The 14,700-nt window shown below is 44.5% G+C and carries 16 protein-coding genes, 1 tRNA gene and 1 pseudogene; 5 read left to right on the top strand and 13 right to left on the bottom strand.

Annotated features, from left to right (window positions below):
• Positions 1-373: 373 nt before the first annotated feature.
• Positions 374-865: a hypothetical protein gene (locus BLS15_RS27955; protein ID WP_021257537.1), complete on the bottom strand. Its 492-nt coding sequence runs from the start codon at positions 863-865 to the stop codon at positions 374-376.
• Between the two features lie 259 nt (positions 866-1,124).
• On the opposite strand from BLS15_RS27955, the pseudogene BLS15_RS29715 reads away from it, so the two are divergent.
• Positions 1,125-1,282, top strand: a pseudogene (locus BLS15_RS29715) (amidase family protein); the annotation flags it as partial.
• A 181-nt stretch (positions 1,283-1,463) separates the two neighbouring features.
• On the opposite strand, the gene rpsR reads toward BLS15_RS29715, so the two are convergent.
• Genes rpsR through rpsF form a run of 3 tightly spaced genes read right to left on the bottom strand, consistent with a single transcriptional unit; the run spans position 1,464 to position 2,596 of the window.
• The gene (gene rpsR / locus BLS15_RS27945) at positions 1,464-1,739 is read right to left on the bottom strand and encodes a 30S ribosomal protein S18 (RefSeq protein ID WP_021257538.1); all 276 of its coding nucleotides are present in this window, start codon (positions 1,737-1,739) and stop codon (positions 1,464-1,466) included.
• A 20-nt stretch (positions 1,740-1,759) separates the two neighbouring features.
• Complete coding sequence (gene ssb / locus BLS15_RS27940) at positions 1,760-2,257, bottom strand: single-stranded DNA-binding protein (RefSeq protein ID WP_021257539.1); 498 nt, start codon at positions 2,255-2,257, stop codon at positions 1,760-1,762.
• 51 nt (positions 2,258-2,308) lie between these two features.
• On the bottom strand, positions 2,309-2,596 hold the full coding sequence (gene rpsF / locus BLS15_RS27935) for a 30S ribosomal protein S6 (protein ID WP_021257540.1): 288 nt from the start codon (positions 2,594-2,596) through the stop codon (positions 2,309-2,311).
• A gap of 235 nt (positions 2,597-2,831) precedes the next feature.
• On the opposite strand from rpsF, the gene BLS15_RS27930 reads away from it, so the two are divergent.
• Positions 2,832-3,026, top strand: coding sequence for a YjzC family protein (locus BLS15_RS27930; RefSeq protein WP_021257541.1), 195 nt, complete (start codon positions 2,832-2,834; stop codon positions 3,024-3,026).
• A gap of 771 nt (positions 3,027-3,797) precedes the next feature.
• Here BLS15_RS27930 and BLS15_RS27925 read toward each other — a convergent pair.
• The 3 genes from BLS15_RS27925 to BLS15_RS27915 form a co-directional block, all read right to left on the bottom strand.
• A tRNA-Ser gene (locus BLS15_RS27925) sits at positions 3,798-3,888 on the bottom strand.
• Positions 3,889-3,950: 62 nt separating this feature from the next.
• Complete coding sequence (locus tag BLS15_RS27920; RefSeq protein ID WP_028533231.1) at positions 3,951-4,157, bottom strand: DUF951 domain-containing protein; 207 nt, start codon at positions 4,155-4,157, stop codon at positions 3,951-3,953.
• Entirely contained in the window at positions 4,157-5,092 is a 936-nt protein-coding gene (locus BLS15_RS27915) for a mechanosensitive ion channel family protein (RefSeq protein ID WP_028533230.1), read from the bottom strand. The genes BLS15_RS27920 and BLS15_RS27915 overlap by 1 nt, the downstream gene beginning before the upstream one ends.
• 146 nt (positions 5,093-5,238) lie before the next feature.
• On the opposite strand from BLS15_RS27915, the gene yyaC reads away from it, so the two are divergent.
• On the top strand, positions 5,239-5,823 hold the full coding sequence (gene yyaC / locus BLS15_RS27910) for a spore protease YyaC (RefSeq protein WP_028533229.1): 585 nt from the start codon (positions 5,239-5,241) through the stop codon (positions 5,821-5,823).
• A gap of 9 nt (positions 5,824-5,832) precedes the next feature.
• Here the strand turns inward: yyaC and BLS15_RS27905 are convergent, their stop codons facing one another.
• The 6 genes from BLS15_RS27905 to BLS15_RS27880 form a co-directional block, all read right to left on the bottom strand.
• The gene (locus tag BLS15_RS27905) at positions 5,833-6,333 is read right to left on the bottom strand and encodes a DUF4446 family protein (RefSeq protein ID WP_021258404.1); all 501 of its coding nucleotides are present in this window, start codon (positions 6,331-6,333) and stop codon (positions 5,833-5,835) included.
• A gap of 561 nt (positions 6,334-6,894) precedes the next feature.
• Positions 6,895-7,749 carry a ParB/RepB/Spo0J family partition protein gene (locus BLS15_RS27900; RefSeq protein WP_021257545.1) on the bottom strand — a complete coding sequence of 285 codons (855 nt, stop codon included), beginning with the start codon at positions 7,747-7,749 and terminating at the stop codon, positions 6,895-6,897.
• Positions 7,742-8,503, bottom strand: a complete 762-nt coding sequence (locus BLS15_RS27895; RefSeq protein WP_005545445.1) for a ParA family protein — start codon at positions 8,501-8,503, stop codon at positions 7,742-7,744. The genes BLS15_RS27900 and BLS15_RS27895 overlap by 8 nt, the downstream gene beginning before the upstream one ends.
• A 398-nt stretch (positions 8,504-8,901) precedes the next feature.
• Positions 8,902-9,717 (bottom strand): nucleoid occlusion protein, encoded by an 816-nt coding sequence (gene noc / locus BLS15_RS27890; RefSeq protein WP_090514835.1) that lies wholly within the window; start codon positions 9,715-9,717, stop codon positions 8,902-8,904.
• A gap of 545 nt (positions 9,718-10,262) precedes the next feature.
• The gene (locus BLS15_RS27885) at positions 10,263-12,614 is read right to left on the bottom strand and encodes a S8 family serine peptidase (RefSeq protein WP_175460858.1); all 2,352 of its coding nucleotides are present in this window, start codon (positions 12,612-12,614) and stop codon (positions 10,263-10,265) included.
• A gap of 153 nt (positions 12,615-12,767) precedes the next feature.
• Positions 12,768-13,712 carry a helix-turn-helix transcriptional regulator gene (locus BLS15_RS27880; protein ID WP_028533226.1) on the bottom strand — a complete coding sequence of 315 codons (945 nt, stop codon included), beginning with the start codon at positions 13,710-13,712 and terminating at the stop codon, positions 12,768-12,770.
• A gap of 123 nt (positions 13,713-13,835) precedes the next feature.
• Between BLS15_RS27880 and BLS15_RS27875 the strand changes: the two genes are divergently transcribed.
• Both BLS15_RS27875 and BLS15_RS27870 read left to right on the top strand, forming a co-directional pair.
• Positions 13,836-14,288 (top strand): VOC family protein, encoded by a 453-nt coding sequence (locus BLS15_RS27875; RefSeq protein ID WP_021257549.1) that lies wholly within the window; start codon positions 13,836-13,838, stop codon positions 14,286-14,288.
• 168 nt (positions 14,289-14,456) lie between these two features.
• Positions 14,457-14,700 (top strand): transposase (locus tag BLS15_RS27870; RefSeq protein WP_139170712.1); only part of this gene is annotated, 244 nt, incomplete at its 3' end.

Raw genomic sequence — 14,700 nt, 5'->3', positions numbered from 1 at the left:
TCGTTGAACATGAGCTTCATACCGCTTAGTACCTGCCTAGAACAGTATGTGACGATGAATGTAAAAGACATGCTCACATTCTACACTGACAGCTTCATAACCCAATATTGGAATATCCACGTTCCCTTATGGTTAAGCTGTATCAGATATAGGATGAGCATGCTCGGTCGATTTTATCTGTTTGTAACGACCGGTAATCAGAACCCTCTTTGACAAATTTCTTTGATGATTATGCATGAAACAATATTTTTATTTTACATGCAAACGATCAAAAAGGAAAATACAGATTTCATGATCCGGATCACTATTTTGACAGAAGTACCAAAAAACCGCCCATTTTTGGGCGGTTTTCACACAGGATATGGAATAATGATCATCCGAACCAGCTCTTTACCCAGCGTACAACATCTAACGTTAATGGAATGAGTCCAAACCCATGATTGCCTATAGCGACGACACCATACGCATATTGACCGATAGCAACGACTCCTAATGCCACGTTGCTAATTACAACAGCACCGATGGATAAGACACTACTCACGGCCACAGCGCCAATGGACAGCCAATCACTAACCGCAATCGCCCCTACCGAAAATAAATCACTGAATGCAATGGCACCCACTGCTGCCAGCAGTCCTAAGGATATGGCACCAAATGCAAACAGACCAACACTTATCATTCCTCCAGCGATGAGACCGATTGCGATATCCCCAATCGCGATAAGGCCAATTGCGACCTTACTGTGTCGGCCTACTCGGCTAGCGCCACTGCTCCGGATGCTAATAATCGGAAGCTGTGGGGATGGCCATTGATAGTCGATTTCTTGTCCCTGCCAACGTTTACTGAATCGTTCGTGCCATCTCATGATCTAAACCTCCGTACCGAAACCATTTTCATCCTTCTCCTGCTATCCATTGTATCACTGCAGCCATATGAAGGAATCCGCCTCGAGACGGAACCCCCCATCCAACTGGAGCAGCATTTATTCATTTGCGAAATCAAGATTGAATGGGATACAGGCATGGTAAATTAGAAAAAAGGATGGGTTACTGTATTAGCCGCACAAGTAAAGATATGGTATGTTCTATACTTGTACATGATGAATCCTATGCAACAGGAGGAGGTCAAGCTCAGACTCCGCTTCCATTGTCGCGGAGAATTCGCTCCTCCTGCGAATGGAACAGCGTTACCAGGCTCGATTGTAGCCCCTGCTTCCCTTCAATCCGTAGAGGAGCTTCATCCCTCTCTAGGCCATGTCAACCGCACGGGTATCATTCCACTGTATTGGTCATGTGGCAGAAGGAATTATTCCAGTTATGATTACATATTTGATCAGAAATCCATAAGATCAGCAATTCAAAAATCGAACACGATGTGAGATAACGAAAAGCCCTCTGTCGATAAATTAAAAAAGACAATAAAAAAGACAGCTGATATCATATCAGCTGTCTTCTGCACCATCATTACTCCGTAGTGTACGGAAGCAATGCTACTTGGCGAGCGCGTTTTACAGCGATCGTCAAAGCACGTTGGTACTTCGCGCTTGTACCTGTTACACGGCGTGGCAAGATTTTGCCGCGCTCGCTGATGAATTTCTTCAACAGGTCGATGTCTTTATAATCAATGTGAGTGATTTTGTTCACTGTGAAGAAGCACACTTTACGGCGCTTGTTACGACCTCTACGGCCACCGAATTTACGGCCTTCGCGTTCGCCGCCTTCATTTTGCTTAAAGCTCATTCATGTCAGTCCTTTCCGTTCTAGAATGGCAAATCATCATCGGAAATGTCGATAGGTCTACCGTCATCAGAGAAAGGATCTGCTGCTGCTTGTCCGCGAGAATTGGAATTCCCACCACGTGCTGGAGCATTGTTGTATTGCGGTGCTGGTGCACCGTAATTGCCGCCGCCCATATCATCACGTGTTCCCCCGTTATCACGGTTCGATTCCAAGAAACGCACATTATCAGCAATAATTTCAGTCACGTATACACGTTTACCTTCGTTATTGTCATAGTTGCGCACTTGAATGCGTCCTTCTACTGCTGTAAGCCGACCCTTGCGCAAATAATTTGCACATGTCTCAGCTAGCTGCCGCCAAGTAACGACTGGAATAAAGTCCGCTTCACGCTCCCCACCTTGACTCGAGAACGGTCGATCAACCGCTAACGTGAACTGCGTTACTGCCACTCCAGATGAAGTGTAGCGCAATTCAGGGTCCCGTGTAAGACGTCCTATCAATATCACGCGATTCAACATGCTATCCCCTCCTTCGACGTATCCTTTACGAACTTACGATAGTTTTGGCTATTAAGCCACGTCGCTAACAACAAGATGACGGATGATTTCGTCAGAAATCTTAAGTTGACGATCCAACTCCGCTACTACTGCAGGTTCTGCAGTAAAGTTCACGAGAACGTACACGCCATCGCGGAACTTCTTGATTTCGTAAGCAAGACGACGCTTACCCATCACATCGTGCTTCGTAATTTCTCCACCGCCGTTAGAGATAACGCCTTGGAATTTGTCGACTGTTGTTTGAACAGCTTCTTGCTCTACGTCAGGACGAATGATGTACATCAATTCGTATTTGCGCATTTCACGTTCACCTCCTTATGGACTTCAGGCTTCTGATCTTGTCAGAAGCAAGGAGCGAGAAAACTCGCACTAAACTAGTGTACCAAAATGAAGGATGACATGCAAGTGCATCTTCGTGTCCGCATACAAGCACTTTTCTCCATTCATTAAGGGATACCCCTGCGCACACACTACATAGGCAAGCGATCTCGTTACGCTTCTGCATCTATACAACATCCTTTCAGGAGGTTACACAATGGGCGAGAAAACAGAATTCGAACCGGGAGACAAAGCACCCAATGATGCCATTTATATGGAAGTCGGTGAAAGAAGCTTCCATACCGAAATTCAAGATCCAAAACAAATTAAGTTGAAGAAGGGTGATACATTCCCTGAAACAACGAACAAAGACCGAAAGTGGAAGAAAAAGCGCCATGCTTTGACGCACTGATTCGATCGTTTCACTTTTTTTATTATCCGTGTATAGAAACGTGATAATGAGCCATAATAACAACTGACGGTGCGAAGCGAGGTGTGGTTCCGTTGAACAATGGAGCGAAGAAGCCTAGTGGAGACATTTAACTTTACGACATAAGAGAAGCGAGGGGTTGTGCTAAAGACCATTTGTCTGCAACACACTTATCGTAATATGGATACCGTAAAGGTTCCATGTGATGTAGGAAGCCTAAGCCATCTGAACATTGTGAAGATAGAAGTCGAATAAGCACCGTCAACCAGGAAGGGATTTCGCGCATGCGAGATCCCTTCTCTCATTTGCTGCACCCTTTTTATTTTTTTCTCGGATGTATGTATAATTCCGCAATAACGATCCATAATAACAACTGACGGTGCGAAGCGAGGTGGGTTCCGTTGAACAATGGAGCAAAGAAGCCTAGTGGAGACATTTAACTTTACGAAATAAAGGGAAGCGAGGGGTTGTGCTGTAGAGCATTTATCTGTAACACACTTATCGTAATGGAATTTTTATATGGTTCCATATGATGAAGAAAACCTAAGCCATCTGAATTGTGAAGATAGAAGTCGAATAAGCACCGTCAACCAGGAAGGGATTTCGCGCATGCGAAGTCCCTTCTCTATTTATTTCAGCATTTGTTACAACAACACATACATCGTCATCGACAGCTCCAGAGGCAGCAAAAACTTGCCTATAACATGCAAAAAACTCCGAAGCCTAAGCTCCGGAGTTATCATATCCAATAAGTGGCGGAAAGGGTGGGATTCGAACCCACGCACGCCTTGCGACGCCTAGCTGATTTCGAGTCAGCCCCCTTGGACCTCTTGGGTACCTTTCCATAGCAAGAGTTATCTTACCATAGTCCACACTATATTGCAACATATTTTTTACAAAATTATCTTACTCAGAATCAGGATGAGCAGAACGAAGCACCTTCTTCATGCTCTTCTCGAACTTCGCGCGCGGGACAAGCACACTATGCTTGCATCCAACGCACTTAATGCGGATATCCATGCCCATTCGAATGATCTCCATCTCATTTGTACCACAAGGATGAGGCTTTTTCATTTGAACGATATCACCCAGTGCGAAGACTTTACGATCCATTACATATTCCCTCCTTGTTCTGCTCGTTGATACGTAACGAGGCGCGGGTATGGAATCTCAATTCCCTCTCGCTCTAGAGCCCGCTTCATATCTGCATTAATCATACGAACAACACCTGCTTGGGTGAATGGACGGCATTCGGCAATAACCCGAATCGTCACTTCTGAAGGCCCAAGCGTTTGAACGCCCAAAACTTGCGGCGTCTTGACTACATTCTCATTGTGCTCTGGCAATGCTTCAAGCGCTTTATTCATGACTTGAATAGCCTTCTCTACATTCTCCTCATAAGCAATTGATACATCCACAACAGCAATCGAGTTGTTTAGTGAATAGTTGGTTACCTCGGTAATGCTACCGTTTGGAATGACGTGAACCTCTCCAGTCCAGCTATGGATCCGAGTCGACCGCAAACCAATCATCTCTACCGTACCTTGGAAGGATCCAACCTTAATGACATCGCCTACCGCGAAATGATCCTCCAATATTATGAAAAATCCGGTCATAACATCCTTCACCAAGCTTTGAGCACCAAAACCAATGGCCAAGCCGACTACCCCTGCCCCCGCTAACAGCGGTGCCAAATTCACATTGAACTCCGATAAAACTACAAGGATCATAATAAAATTCATTGCAAGCGAGGTCATATTTTTAAGCAGCTTTCCTACCGTAACAAGCCGCCTCGGTTGTCCGTTCAGGCGGGATTTCTCCTGCTTGGCAATCGTATGATTAATCATTCGATGAACAATGCGAATCACGATTCTGGTTACTAATATAATCAGTACAATTTTAATGGTTTTTACTAAGAGCATTTCCCAAGTTGCCATATCGGTTACCCAGTTCCATATCCCTTGCTGCCATTTCTCGAATACCGACAGCGTCTGTTCAATATTGTCGGTTACTTCTTCTGGCTTATCTGCCGCTGCGGCCCATAACATCTTCATTCCCCCTCTATTACTATCTAGCGTTATCAATGTTAGGACACTTTATTATAAAATAGGAACTTATTCTCGTCGAAGTATAAAAGTTTTCTTGCTTCCATATACTAGATAGTACCTTTAGTAGAAAACGGAGGCTGCTTGTGATGACATTTTCTTTGTTCAAACGCCCGTCAACCCATGAATGCCATCCATGTAAAGTGGTTTATGATGCACCTAACGCACTATCTTCCCTAATTCATTCCTGCCAACACCATTTGCAAATGCGAGCTTCTCACCAGTCGACAACGGTTATCTGCATTGGAACCGATCGTTCAACGGGCGACTGTCTCGGCCCTCTCGTCGGGACACGGCTGTCGAAGTCCACTTCCCGTCACTTTCAAGTTCTCGGGACACTACAGCAGCCTGTTCATGCCATGAATTTGCAAGAGACGATAGATTCACTGCAAGCGAGCGATCCTCATACCTTCATTATTGCAGTTGACGCTTGTCTTGGCCAGAGCAGCAGTGTGGGTTCCGTTCAAGTCGTTGAAGGGCCGGTCCGTCCTGGGGCTGGGGTAAATAAACAATTGCCCCCGATCGGAGATATGCACATTACAGGCATTGTCAACGTCGGAGGCTTCATGGAATATTTCGTATTGCAAAATACTAGGCTTCATTTGGTCATGGGTATGGCCGAGGTGATCGCGGATACAATCGAACAGTCACTCACTTCCTTAGCCCATCGATAAGTACACGGATTAGGAGCCCTTCTTTGCCTCTGCAAGCTCCATTGCTTGCTTCTCTTCCGGGGACAAGGAATAGGAAGACTGTCCATTCTCTATGGGCTTCGCATATACATATGAGTGATCCCGTCCGTGGATGCCTGTAATGACAACCCCATCCTGCTCCTCATTTAACCATGCAATCGAGAAGCTTAAATCACTCCCGCGCTCTGCAAATGCATTGTAACGCTGTATGCCGACGTGGGATTTCATCTTTTTCAGAGCTTTTTTCGTTTGCTCCATGTCAGCATGATGCTGTTCCGTCTTCCCTTGCAGATGTGCAATATCCTCATGCATGCTGGACAATACAACATCCAAATTTTCAATACCACTTTCCCCCATAATCGCCTCATATTTGCGGCGAAGCTTACGGAGCTGTGACCCTTGGAGAAGAACAATAATAAGTAACAACAATAACAATATGCCGATGCCAGCGGCAATGAGCGGCAACCAATCATTCTGCAATTCATTCATCATAAGTCTTTGTTCTCTCCTGCCTATAACGTGTCCCGTACCTCAAATGCACGGACTTCCTCATCCTTGCGTTTCCCCATTAGTTCGCTTGCTGTCTATCAATATTTATTATCTATAATGGGCAGCTATGATGCGAGCTGGCCGAATGATGAGTCATATTTTCTGTATGTATTTCGTCCATTCTTAGTATAAATTTTTTCATCGGACTCATACAATACTTTTTCCCCACCATTAACTTGAAAAATCTGCGTTTTTCTGCCCTATATCAACTTCCAAAGGCTGCGATGAAGCTGAACCTGTTTATGGTCATTGATGATATTCGGAAATATGCCCTTTTAACGGATCTCTACATTTAGTTATAACACGATCTAACCAAATGAAGAGACAACAAAGTTGTAACCTTTTGCTTCAATATTTTGTAAATAATAAACTGTTTATCGTTGCCTTGTCCTTCTGGCTGATTGTTCTGTCCCAACACAAAACTGGCATGCTTAGTGTAATCCCCTCTTGCTTCGGATAACAACCAAGAATGCCAGTTCATGTACAAGAATCCCAACTAAGGCTTTATTGAGCCGACAACGATTGAAGCAATTCTAATAATCGCTCCAGATCCTGCTTGTTAAAGTACGATATCTCAATTTTCCCTTTATCTTTGCTCTGTTTAATTTTAACTGTCGTACGGAATCGTTCACGCAAACTTTCTTCCAATTCGTCTAAGTAAGGATCTTTGCGGATAAGCTTCGTTTTATCAATTGACTTCCCTTTTTTGTTCATCTGCTGGATTGCTTCCTCCAACTGACGAACGCTCCACCCTTGTTCGATGGAAGCTTTAGCCAACTGCTTCACCTTTGCCTCGTCCTTTACCCCTACAATGGCACGCGCATGTCCCATTGATAGTGTTCCACGTGAAACACATTCCTTTACTTCTTCTGGGAGCTGCAACAGACGCAGAAAATTAGCGATATGTGAGCGCGACTTACCTACTTTAACAGATAGTTCTTCTTGCGTTAACGTGAACTGATCCATTAAAGCTTGATAAGCAACGGCCAATTCAATGGCGTTTAAATTTTCACGTTGTAAATTTTCAATCAGGGCAATTTCCATGACTTGTTGATCGGAGAAGTTGCGAACAACTGCTGGAATATGCTGCAAACCAAGCTGCTGAGAGGCTCGATAGCGGCGTTCTCCAGCAATAATCTCATATCCCTTTAAAACACTCCGCACAATAATGGGCTGAATGACACCATGCTGCTTAATTGATTCTGCAAGCTCCTGAATAGACTGCTCATCAAAATGTTTTCGCGGCTGATATGGATTGGGACGCAGCTGTTGTAGAGATACCTCTACTACCTTATCGTCATCATTGACGGATAGTGACGGAATGAGCGCGTCTAATCCACGTCCTAATCGCTTACTCATACGAAATCACTTCCTTCGCAAGTTCCAAATATACTTCCGCACCCTTAGATTTCGGATCGTAGGTCATGATCGACTGACCATGTGACGGTGCCTCACTAAGGCGTATGTTACGGGGAATAATCGTTGTATACACCTTCTGTTGAAAATACTTCTTAACTTCATCAATGACTTGTATACCCAAGTTCGTACGTGCATCAAGCATCGTAAGAAGAACACCCTCAATTTGCAGAGAGGTATTCAAATGCTTCTGAACAAGTCTGACCGTATTCAACAATTGGCTGAGTCCCTCTAACGCATAGTACTCACATTGAATCGGTATAATGACCGAATGGGATGCTGTTAAGGAATTGATCGTCAATATCCCAAGTGAAGGTGGGCAATCAATTAATATGTAATCGTACAAATGTGCTACAAGCTGAAGCGATTTCTTTAATCGTACTTCACGTGATATCGTCGGAACCAATTCAATCTCAGCACCCGCCAATTGTATCGTTGCCGGAATAATGTGCAGACCTTCGACCATAGTCGGAATCGTTGCGTCCTTCGGATGAACATCATTAATTATCACGTCATAAATGCAATTCGTTACATCTGCTTTGTTAATCCCGATACCACTCGTGGTGTTGCCTTGTGGATCAATATCGACAAGCAGCACCCGCTTCCCTAATAACGCCAAACCTGCACCCAAATTTACCGTCGTCGTTGTCTTGCCGACGCCGCCCTTCTGGTTGGTAATGGCAATAACCTTAGCCATTCCTCTTCACCTCAATGTTGTTTCTTTTGCGTTTCTAGCTGTAACGATAACCGCTAACGACCACAAAAACAGAAAAGAGCGGCCTCTTGCCTGCCGCTGCACATATTTGAGCACTACGCATGACAACAATATCGTCGTACGATAGGAAACATACAACGATTAGGCTGGTATCAACCGATAATTAGGTGAATCTGATATATAGGTTACTAAAAAGGTCAGGATGTGAGTGCAAATGTATATGCGGAGCAGCTAGCTTTACGTCCCCTCTGCCAGTAGGATTTTTACTTTCATCAATTCCCTAGCTATAGCCATAAATCCCTCTTCTTATTGATTAAGGCTGCTGCACCCTTGTAAGAAATATCTGTCGACCTCTTTAAACAACACACGTTTATAATAATCTACCTTTTCGGTATTTTGATGACAATCTCATAATGATCATCATGATCATGTTCATCCGTTTTAATTTTTAAGCCTGATCCAGTCACAAGATCGATTGACTGTCGAATCGTATTCAGCGCAAGACGTACATCCTTTGTATATGAGATACGCTTCGATTTCTTCGCCTTGTGAACCTCTTTATAAAACGCGACTCGTGCCTCTGTCTGCTTAACATTCAATTCTTTCGCGATAATCTCCTCAAGCAGTTTGAGTTGCAAACTCTCTGAATCGAGACCAAGCAATGCTCTTGCATGTCGCTCTGTAATCTTGCGTTCCATTAAGGCCTGCTTCACTACATCCGGTAGATTCAGCAAGCGAATTTTATTGGCTATTGTAGACTGGCTCTTGCCAAGCCGTTGCGCCAAGCTTTCTTGCGTCAAATTGTGCAAATCAATGAGTTTCTGATAAGCATATGCTTCTTCAATCGCTGTAAGCCCTTCACGCTGCAAATTCTCGATCAAGGCAACGGATGCCGCCTGAGCGTCATTAATTTCTCTTACGATGCCCGGGATCGTATCCAAGCCCAACTTCTTGACAGCACGCCAACGGCGCTCTCCGGCAATGATTTCAAATTGCCCGTTTCGCTGGCGGACAACGATCGGCTGAATAACGCCGTGCGTTTTGATCGTCTGACACAGTTCATCAATACGCTCATCATCGAATATAGTTCGAGGCTGATAGGGACTGCTGACAATCTCATTCACCGGAAGCTGTTTCACTTCATCCAGCGATTGACGCTCCGCAAAACCGAATAACCGAGACAGTTGTTCTTTCATTTCCGTATAATACCACCTAACTTCAAAATAATGCCAGGCACATGAAGAAGCGGCAGTGCTCTGCTCCATCCTTGATCTTCTGCCCTACGTCGCTCAAGGAGGCAATTGGGCTGCGATTCCCGCTACTCCTCGCAATTTTCCATTCCCTTTACGTCCTTCGCGACAATGATAGAGTAGGACATCTGACTTGAACCATTTCTTTCCTTCGACAAAATTATACGCTCTGCCTTTATGTATTCTCCAAGCTTGTGCCTTTTTCCTGCCTTTTCTTGTACACGATAAAAGAAAAACTTCGAATGATATCTTTTGCCGTCGTTACACTTCTATTCTAATCACTTTCTTGATAACACCTTATCTATCATGAACATGTTTCACGTGAAACATTTCCCCACATTCTATCACGTTAGCTTCTTTATCCTATCATAAATAATTGCAAAAGATTAGGTTGCCTCCTTAACATTCTATGAACTCTTACCACCTCTATAAATATGAAAATTATTCCATGTAAATAGAATAAAGCGGAGGATGCCCCCCGCTCCAAGCTGCTATATGTTTACTTGTGTTTTTTGAATTTGTACGTTGCCAGCGGCATCTTCCATCCGGATAAATATATTGTGCTTGCCCTTTTTAAGCCCTGACCCTACAAGAGACACGTGGAACATCCTCTTGTCTTCATTGAATCTCACACTCTTCCAATCTCCTGTGTTCGAAGTACTCCACTTCACATCAATCAGGGCCGGCTGCTTATTTCCCGAGGCAATACGAAACATAGGTCGTACCGCATAATCAAGGGTTAGCATCATGTCTTGAACCGTCCCTTGCACAACTCCACGTTCCGCCTTTGCCTTCATAAAGGTTGCCCTAGGGGCTTCACGATCGATATAGATAATTTGATCGTCCTTCATCTCCGAACGTCCATCCGCGAACACTTTACTCTTCAAGTTATACAACCCATCTGGCAGTTTGCGGCCCGTCACATCTGTACCATTCCATTCGTACGTATGCAATCCATTGATAGGATTCGGCTTATTGAACAATAAATATTCACCTTCAGCCTTCTTCCCTAAGTCAATACGACTCGCTGTAATAATCATTCGATCGACGTCGCCTGGCAAATAATAATGGAATCGGATTGACTTATGTTTGTCCCCGTTCGGCGTGAGCAGTTGATCGTCTGCAAACCATCCCGTCAGCAGCGGATAATGACCGGAACCATGTATCAATTGGAAAGGGATTCGTAGCAATTCTGTTCCGTTCGTAAGCTGGAGGCTCCCAGTAAGGATTCCCGTCTCCATAAGAGTGGCTAGATCCCATACAACAGGAACACGGACTGTCTCGCCAGGCTGCAACGTAATGGAAGCAGGATAGGAGATGTCCCATTTCCTTGCTTCGGATGACAATGTAACCTGATAGGTTATTTCCTGCGCGGTGCGATTCGTCACTTGGAACGTCTGCTCCTTCTTTGCACCGCAAGACTCTGATCCAACTACTCCATACGTTAACGCCGTGGGCTGTAGGAAGGTATGTGCATCCAGCGCTTTATCTATATTTACGAGTCCTGATCCCTGTGCGTGATACGGATATTCCGATCCATTGATATCCGTAAGCTTATCCGCTGAAGTCATCAGCGCCGACTTCACCATTGCAGGCGTCCACTCCGGATGTGCCTCTAGAATGATCGCGGCTGCGGCCGACACATAAGGGACGGCCATGCTCGATCCGCTCATATTCCCATAACCCTGCTCATATAGATCACGCGGCATCGAGCTGCGTACATCAATCCCCGGAGCTACAAGATCCGGCTTCATAAGCCAAGTGCCTACAGCGGGACCGCGAGAACTCATCGCTGACATTCGGCTTCTCTGCTCTTCTCCCCACTGCCAGACTGCCGACTTGCCTTGCTTCAACATCGTCGCTCCTTGTGGAGAAATCGTAGCCGCGGGAATAAGTCGATGATCTTGCTCATTATGAATATTAATATTAATCTCCGGTTCCCACTCTACCTTCCCATCTTGATAGAACAGAATACCGCTTGCCTTCGCTCGGCATGCCGCTTCATAATAAGATGTTACCGAGGAACTGGGAGTCCTCACTACGATCCATTTCCCTTGCTGCTGCTTCTGTGTAATTACTCTAGGACTGTACCCACTAACGAAGACAACATCAGCGGAGCCCTGCTTCGGAAAAGCAGGTGTATTTCTATCTGAAATTAGGCGTATGCTGCGATCGTTCTTCGAGAGCATTGGTTCATAAGTAGGTAAGGTAGATGCCCCAACGGTGATGACATCCTCCACCAGTCCTGGCGCTGTAATACTCCATAGCTTCTCCCCTGCGTTGCCGCTGGAGTTGACCACAACCACCCCTTTGCTTGCTGCATCCGCAATTGCCTGGGACAGTGGTTCATCTGGAGCATCGATATCTGAATGCAGGGATAAATTAATGACTCTCGCTCCATCTTCAATCGCACGCTGCATTGCCTCTGCAATCGTAGACGTGAATTCATGACCTTCAGAGGCGACCGCACGGTAAATGAGCAGCGAGGCGCCAGGCGCTTGCTGTGCCACAATACCAGCAACATGCGTGCCGTGTCCCTTCTCATCTTGTGGAAACTCATCACCTTCCACAAAGTCATATGCCTTCACAATTCGATCCTTCAATAAGGGATGCTCCATATCTACACCAGAATCGATGACGGCGACTTTAATCCCTTTTCCTGTGTATGGATCATCTGTCTTCGCTGCTGTATGAGATGGAACGATCATTGGCCCACCTACAGGCAGTAGCGGCGCTTGAGCAGAAGCCGTCCCCACTCCAAGAGGAGCAGCCAATACCCCAGCAGCAACAATCAAAGCACATGAGACCTTCCATATCGGTTTGTACCAGCAATCTATGTTCATTCTATATTTCCTTCTCTCTAAGCCATTCATGATGTCTCTTAAATCGTAACATAGGATAGAGAGGGAAAGATTTACGCCACTGTAATCTAGCTGCCCCAATTTTCCCCAGTTAGTCCTGCTTGCTCCGCTGATAGATTCATAGCCTTCTCCAACTCAAGTAATTGAGGTTTGATAATGCTGTAAGAGCTGCTCTACCTTCGATTGAATCATTGTTCGTAATGATCCAGGCTTTACTGCTACCACATGACTGCCATACCTCATGAAATATTCGGCGATAAATGATTCTTCTCCTGGATTGTAGAATCCTGTAATGACGGTCTGTTCACCGATATCTAGTTTCATAGAAGGATAAGATTCTTTATAGAAGATGTCCTTGGCCTGCTCTTCAATTTCTACCTCAAAACGAATATGGCACACCGACTGGTATAGTTCTAAAGAGCGGCTAACTAGTTCATCAAGTGAAAAGCGGGATTCTTCTGCTTCCACCTGCATGGAGGTAACTTTATCGCATCGGAACACTCGTTGTTGATTTGTATTTACCTCTATCCCTGTTGCGTACCATTGACCGAACTTAGCAGAAATTTTGAAAAATTGAACCCGATAACTCTTGCTGCCCTTATTCCGTGTATATTGAATGGTGCAGATGTTTTCATGAAGAATGCTCTTCAAGATTTGTTCCAAATAAAGACTTACATGATGATGCTGATTGCTTTCCAATTGCAGAACCTTTTTCATGCTACGAATCTTCTTGATTTGTTCTTGCGAAAGGCACTTTTCAAACTTCTCTTGCAGCTGATTGACATGCATATGAAATGGAGTAGATTGATAAGATTGCAGCGTCAGCATGGCGAAATACAGAGCGTAAACTTCATCAAGCGTAAAGATAATCGGCGATAGCAATCGATTCTGCAAAATACCATATCGCCCATGACATCCATATTCCGAATAGATAGGCATGCCTAATTGTTCTAACGAGCGAATATCACGCAAAGCTGTACTTTTTGAAATCTGGTACTTATCCATGAGGTCTTTTAAATTAAAAAACTCTCGACTATTTAAGTATCTGAGCATGTCTTGTAATCGTTCTAATTTATTCATGCGAATCTCCTTATTAAAGGTGTCATGATTTGATACCTTTAGCAATTATGATAAAACCAAGGTCAAATATCAAATGCTAAAAGATATCTGCCAACCACGATGATCCACAAGGAGACTGATACGATGAGCGCAACACTAGAAGTCGCTATTTTCCTGTCCATGAACGGACAAGCACGGGAAGCCATTCATTTTTACAAACAACATTTGAACGCGAAGGAATTGCTGGTTGTGACCTATCAAGACATGGCGAAGCGTGACAGCTCCATAACGCTTACGGAGGACAACAAGAATCAGATTACTCACTCTGTCTTATCGATTGGCAGAACGAAAATAATGATTGCAGAAGATACAATGAACCCTGGGGAAGCCTATACTGTTGGCAATAACACGTCACTGTGCATTCAGAGCCCTGATTTAGAGGAAGTGGAACGATTTTATGCCAGCTTGATTACGGATAAACGGGTACGCATTATTGTCCCATTATCGAGCAATATATTCAGCAAAGCCTACGGTATAATCGAAGATCCGTTCGGTATTCACATCCAATTGATGTTTGATTCCAGATTGCAATCATAGCCGAATATTAGTTCCATCCACATCGACTGACACAAAAAAAGAGGCCTAACGTTTTGAGGCCACTGAAAAAGTCCATCTCATGTTAAAGGTACAGCCCCTCAAGAAAATTGAGGAAGCTGTACCTTTTTTCGCTTATAATGAAAGCATCATGGAGAGCGGGTGAGCGAGATGATTCGTCAACAACAAACCTTGGTTCTGAGTCCTTATGCGGCATTGTATGACATCGTCGTGCCGAAGGACAACATGCTCCGTCAAATTAATGAACTGGTGGACTTCACCTTCATATACGAGGAATTGGAAGCAAAATATTGTTTGGATAATGGACGCAACGCCATCGACCCCATTCGCATGTTTAAATACTTACTGCTGAAAGCTATCTTTGAACTGTCTGACGTAGATATTGTCGAGCGTT

It is taken from the genome of Paenibacillus sp. cl6col (assembly GCF_900102125.1).
GTDB classification, from domain to species: Bacteria; Bacillota; Bacilli; order Paenibacillales; family Paenibacillaceae; genus Paenibacillus_B; species Paenibacillus_B suaedae.
This window is presented reverse-complemented; position numbering and strand designations above follow the sequence as displayed.

Excerpts from the sequence above, each read along its gene's own strand:
- BLS15_RS27955 (WP_021257537.1), bottom strand. The coding sequence starts at position 865 with ATGAGATGGCACGAACGATTCAGTAAACGTTGGCAGGGACAAGAAATC.
- BLS15_RS27905 (WP_021258404.1), bottom strand. The coding sequence starts at position 6,333 with ATGATGAATGAATTGCAGAATGATTGGTTGCCGCTCATTGCCGCTGGC.
- BLS15_RS27930 (WP_021257541.1), top strand. The coding sequence starts at position 2,832 with ATGGGCGAGAAAACAGAATTCGAACCGGGAGACAAAGCACCCAATGAT.
- rpsR (WP_021257538.1), bottom strand. The coding sequence starts at position 1,739 with ATGAGCTTTAAGCAAAATGAAGGCGGCGAACGCGAAGGCCGTAAATTC.
- BLS15_RS27915 (WP_028533230.1), bottom strand. The coding sequence starts at position 5,092 with ATGTTATGGGCCGCAGCGGCAGATAAGCCAGAAGAAGTAACCGACAAT.
- BLS15_RS27880 (WP_028533226.1), bottom strand. The coding sequence starts at position 13,712 with ATGAATAAATTAGAACGATTACAAGACATGCTCAGATACTTAAATAGT.
- yyaC (WP_028533229.1), top strand. The coding sequence starts at position 5,239 with ATGACATTTTCTTTGTTCAAACGCCCGTCAACCCATGAATGCCATCCA.
- BLS15_RS27885 (WP_175460858.1), bottom strand. The coding sequence starts at position 12,614 with ATGAACATAGATTGCTGGTACAAACCGATATGGAAGGTCTCATGTGCT.
- rpsF (WP_021257540.1), bottom strand. The coding sequence starts at position 2,596 with ATGCGCAAATACGAATTGATGTACATCATTCGTCCTGACGTAGAGCAA.
- BLS15_RS27920 (WP_028533231.1), bottom strand. The coding sequence starts at position 4,157 with ATGGATCGTAAAGTCTTCGCACTGGGTGATATCGTTCAAATGAAAAAG.
- BLS15_RS27895 (WP_005545445.1), bottom strand. The coding sequence starts at position 8,503 with ATGGCTAAGGTTATTGCCATTACCAACCAGAAGGGCGGCGTCGGCAAG.
- noc (WP_090514835.1), bottom strand. The coding sequence starts at position 9,717 with ATGAAAGAACAACTGTCTCGGTTATTCGGTTTTGCGGAGCGTCAATCG.
- BLS15_RS27900 (WP_021257545.1), bottom strand. The coding sequence starts at position 7,749 with ATGAGTAAGCGATTAGGACGTGGATTAGACGCGCTCATTCCGTCACTA.
- ssb (WP_021257539.1), bottom strand. The coding sequence starts at position 2,257 with ATGTTGAATCGCGTGATATTGATAGGACGTCTTACACGGGACCCTGAA.
- BLS15_RS27875 (WP_021257549.1), top strand. The coding sequence starts at position 13,836 with ATGAGCGCAACACTAGAAGTCGCTATTTTCCTGTCCATGAACGGACAA.